Below are 4,288 nucleotides of genomic sequence, written 5' to 3' on the forward strand. Positions count from 1 at the left end.
TGCTTCTTCGTCAAATAGCCCCGCTATTCTCCTCAGAATCAGAAATTTTTATCCTAAATTTCTCACAATCCTCGCTACGGGGTCGCCTAGACGAGCGCTATTCTCGGACAGCCTCCTAGAAGGGCTTAACAACGACCAGAATGACAATACCAACAAGGAAGATCACAGGAATTTCATTGAAAACTCTGAAAAACGTGTGGCTGTGGGTACTGGTGCCGTTGGCCAGTTGCTTCATATAGCGGGCACACATATGGTGATAGCCCACGGTCAGAACTACCAGCGTCAGTTTTGCATGCATCCAGGGGGCGCTGATGTAGCCGGGGATGTAGTGTAACAGCCACAGGCCAAGAATCAGGGTAGCAATCATGGAGGGTGTGGCGATGCCACGCATAAGCTTTCTTTCCATGATGACAAAGCGATCTCTGCTGATCTGGTCTTCACTCATGGTGTGGTAGACAAAAAGCCTCGGCAGATAGAAGAGGGCTGCAAACCAGCAGGTCATGGCGATAATGTGGAAAGCTGTTATCCAAAGCATTGTTAAACCCGATTGTTATTGAATTTGTAAACATTTTTACAGGTTGGAAGAGTAAATCAAGTTGCATGTTTTGAAATAATGCGCTGTCGGTTTTTTGTTCTTCCAGTACACAACGGCCTCTGGCCAGTTTGGCTTCTTCTCTATTATTTGTCTTCTTGTTTTGTAACCGCTTAAAGTATTTTTTTAGTTCTGATAATTTGCATTTACTGTCTATCACCCAAGACGACCCAATGACTGTCTGCGCTGTTTAAAAGCTCATTTGGGTCAGACTCTGATGAACCTTTTCCTATTTGAAAGGTCAAAATAAAGGAAGGATTTAGCCACTTTTAGGCTTGGGTAGTTAATAACATTCAACACTGAACTTAATTTTCTGGAGAACCTGGTTTATGCAAGGCATGCCTATTACGCCCATTCTAGCGAAGGGAAACGACATCACTGAGCATGGAGCACGGAAATGCGGCTCTGGAGACAGTCCGGAAAAATGCTTTCATATTCTCAGGAGTGTGGTTACTTCACAACCTTCAGGTACCGCGCTTCCCAGTGCGCCTCCTTATCCCGATGAAGGACTGCCTGAAGCGCCCCCGCCTTCTTATGCGGAGTCGCAACAGTTTGCGAGAAGCGAAGCAAATCAGCGACGGGAGGCCCTGGTCGCAAGGCTGCGCCTTGATGAACTGGTGCCAACCACAAGTAGAATAGCTCATCGTAGGGAACAGAGTTGTTTAGAGTCCTGGTGTGGTAATGGGACGCTGGGTGACTGTTGCGTTGCGTGCTGTTCAATTATTGGATATGGACTGATTGGGTGTATTGCCAGTTAGCTTTTGCTGGAGCAAAATATTATTCACGCTAAAGAGCACTTAAAAAAGCCCCTCTTTCCGTGCTCTTTGATGTCCTGATAGACAGGCATTAGTTGTTTATAAAGTCCTGACAAGTTATACCAATTCCGCCTTCTGAATATGATAGCGAGCAAGTTATTCTGGACATCTGGTCAATGCGGAATGACAAGTAATAGTAGGGCTATTGCGAGGAATTTCAACGAAGATCGGTTGAAGTTTCGTTGCACCTGCGTTGAGTTCACAGCGAAACAAGATCGACAGAAACCAGTTTTTAGCGTGCAGCGTAAGTAGTTAGCCAGAAAATATGATTTCATTTGGTTAACTACTTATAGCTGCTTCAGGAGAGTCAAGCGATGTCATCAGGAGCGCTATCAGGCATTGTCACTTTGTTGTTTTTTACCGTGCTGGGTGACCTGTTAAGCGACGTACTCAGTCTTCCGGTTCCCGGCTCAGTAATGGGGTTGATACTTCTGGTGATTTATCTTCAGTTGTCTGGAGGTGTCAGTGAATCTCTTGATAAGGTGAGCCAGTTCTGTATCCGTTATCTGGCCGTGCTGTTTATCCCGGGCTGTGTTGGTATTTTCTTCCTGAGTGACCTGCTCTTGCAGCAATGGCTGCCTATCACTCTGGCCATGCTGGTGGCGACCCCTGTTTCCCTGGTATTAACGGCTGTTCTCCTGCAGTGGCTGCTTAAACGCTTTGCTGGCGGAGAGAACCATCATGGATGAGGTGATCAGTTTCTCTTACGGATTATTGCAGCGGCAAATTAACAGCCCGGTTGCCATTGTGTTGATCAATCTGGGCGCTTTCCTGCTGGCGGAAAAGTTGTTTAATCGTATGGGGCGCAAAGGGTGGCTTCATCCGCTGTTTAGCACCAGTCTGCTGGTTTTTCTGGTGATTCGCTGCTCTCCACTTGAGCCCGATATGTATACCAGACACAGCGAGTTGCTGAAGATGTTGCTGGCGCCCTTTACGGTATCACTGGCGGTTCCGCTTTCACGACAGCTTCACACCCTTCGTCAGTTGGCGGGGCCTCTTATGTGTTCATTACTGATCGGTGGCTTTCTGGCAGCGTTTATTGGTATGGGGATGGCTCTGGCAACTGGCGGTTCTAGAGACGTTGTGTTATCCATTTCTACCAAAGCCGTAACCACAGCGGTTGCCCTGGTGATGGGCGAACAGTATGGCGCTATTATCCCTCTGGTGGCTGCGGTGGTCATTATTTCCGGCGTTTATGGTTCGCTGGTGGGACCCGTACTGTGTCGCAAGTTTGGCGTGACTGACCCAAGGGCCATTGGCTTTGCCATGGGGGTAAACGCTCATGCAGGCGGCACTGCCCGGGCTTTTGAACTGGATCTGACCATGGGTGTCTATTCCAGCCTGGGGATGTGTCTGTGTGCTATCTACATGCCGCTTCTTATGCCATGGCTGATCAGCCTATTACTGTAATTTGCCCTGAGAAAACCCGATGTTCGATAAAGAAGACCTGATCAAAATCGCCAACCAGACCATGCCTTTTGGAAAGTACCAAGGCAGAAGGCTGATCGATCTGCCAGAGCCCTATCTTCTCTGGTTCGCAGAAAAAGGGTTTCCGGAAGGTGAACTGGGTAAACTGCTGGCATTGACTCTGGAGGTTCAGGTGAATGGGTTGAACGATCTGATTACCCCATTGAAAAAATACTGATTCAGCCTCCTTCACTAATGAAGCGACGTTATCCGACAGAGTTCTGTTAAGATCACCGGGTCAAACAATAATCCAGAAGTAACGGAAACATCAGATGATTAAAGTGGGCATTGTCGGTGGAACAGGCTATACCGGAGCGGAGCTGTTGCGGTTGCTATCGGTTCATCCAAATGTTGAGTTGAGTATGATCACTTCCCGTTCTGAAGCGGGGAAGCCGGTCAGTGAACTGTTTTCCGGATTACGGGGCAAGCTTGAGCTGAACTTTTCGCTTCCTGATAAGCAACAGCTTACCTCATGTGACCTGGTGTTCTTTGCCACACCCAATGGTATTGCCATGGAGTCTGTTCCGGAATTACTGTCTGCAGGCGTTCGGGTGATTGATCTGGCGGCTGACTTTCGCTTCAGTGATACAGCGCTGTGGCAGCAGTGGTATGGTATCGAGCATGCCTGCCCGGACGTATTAACAGAGGCGGTGTATGGCCTGCCAGAAATGAACCGTGCAGATATTGCTAACGCCCGACTGGTGGCCAATCCCGGCTGTTATCCAACGGCAACCCAGCTGGGTTTATTACCCCTGGTGAGAGCAGGGCTGGTCAGTGGCAATATCATTGTCGATGCCAAGTCAGGTGTCAGTGGCGCTGGACGTGGCGCCAATGTGGGCACTCTGCTCTGCGAAGCATCCGAGTCTTTCAAGGCCTATGGTGTTGCTGGTCATCGTCATTTGCCAGAAATTCAGCAAGGTATTGAACGCATGCCGGGAACGGGCGTATCCCCATTTACCGGTGATCTGGTATTTGTTCCGCATTTGACCCCAATGATCCGTGGTATCCACTCCACGCTGTATTGCACGGTCAAAGATCATAGTATTGATCTTCAGGGGTTGTATGAAAGTACCTTTGCCGGTGAGCCCTTTGTCGATGTTATGCCTGTGGGCAGCCATCCGGAAACCCGGTCTGTTCGTGGATGTAACCAGTGTCGTATAGCCATCCATCGTCCACAGGGTGGTGACACTGTGGTCATATTGTCTGTTATTGATAACCTGGTCAAAGGGGCAGCCGGACAGGCCGTTCAGAATATGAACATTATGTTTGGCCTGAATGAAATGACCGGCCTGGACTTTCCTGCAGCTATACCTTGATACAACCTCGTTCCCATGCTCCGCGTGGGAATGCATATCGGAGCCTGCTGGATGTGAAACAACCTATTTCTGCCCGGGATCATGAGAGTTTGATGGGG

The 4,288-nt window shown here is 48.9% G+C and carries 6 protein-coding genes; 5 read left to right on the forward strand and 1 reads right to left on the reverse strand.

What is annotated here, in order from left to right:
- Positions 1–115 precede the first annotated feature (115 nt).
- Complete coding sequence (hemJ, locus tag KDK15_RS08000) at positions 116–535, reverse strand: protoporphyrinogen oxidase HemJ (protein WP_257294835.1); 420 nt, start codon at positions 533–535, stop codon at positions 116–118.
- Positions 536–921: 386 nt separating this feature from the next.
- Between hemJ and KDK15_RS08005 the strand changes: the two genes are divergently transcribed.
- The 5 genes from KDK15_RS08005 (at position 922) to argC (ending at position 4,190) form a co-directional block, all read left to right on the forward strand.
- Entirely contained in the window at positions 922–1,350 is a 429-nt protein-coding gene (locus KDK15_RS08005; protein ID WP_257294836.1) for a hypothetical protein, read from the forward strand.
- A gap of 371 nt (positions 1,351–1,721) precedes the next feature.
- The gene (locus KDK15_RS08010; protein WP_257294837.1) at positions 1,722–2,096 is read left to right on the forward strand and encodes a CidA/LrgA family protein; all 375 of its coding nucleotides are present in this window, start codon (positions 1,722–1,724) and stop codon (positions 2,094–2,096) included.
- Positions 2,089–2,817 carry an LrgB family protein gene (locus KDK15_RS08015; RefSeq protein ID WP_257294838.1) on the forward strand — a complete coding sequence of 243 codons (729 nt, stop codon included), beginning with the start codon at positions 2,089–2,091 and terminating at the stop codon, positions 2,815–2,817. Before KDK15_RS08010 ends, KDK15_RS08015 begins: the two co-directional genes overlap by 8 nt.
- Before the next feature lie 19 nt (positions 2,818–2,836).
- Positions 2,837–3,052, forward strand: a complete 216-nt coding sequence (locus KDK15_RS08020) for a DUF3820 family protein (protein ID WP_257294839.1) — start codon at positions 2,837–2,839, stop codon at positions 3,050–3,052.
- Positions 3,053–3,146: 94 nt separating this feature from the next.
- Positions 3,147–4,190, forward strand: a complete 1,044-nt coding sequence (argC, locus tag KDK15_RS08025; RefSeq protein ID WP_257294840.1) for an N-acetyl-gamma-glutamyl-phosphate reductase — start codon at positions 3,147–3,149, stop codon at positions 4,188–4,190.
- The last annotated feature ends 98 nt before the right edge of the window (positions 4,191–4,288 follow it).

It is taken from the genome of Endozoicomonas sp. YOMI1 (genome assembly GCF_024606345.1).
GTDB lineage: Bacteria > Pseudomonadota > Gammaproteobacteria > Pseudomonadales > Endozoicomonadaceae > Endozoicomonas.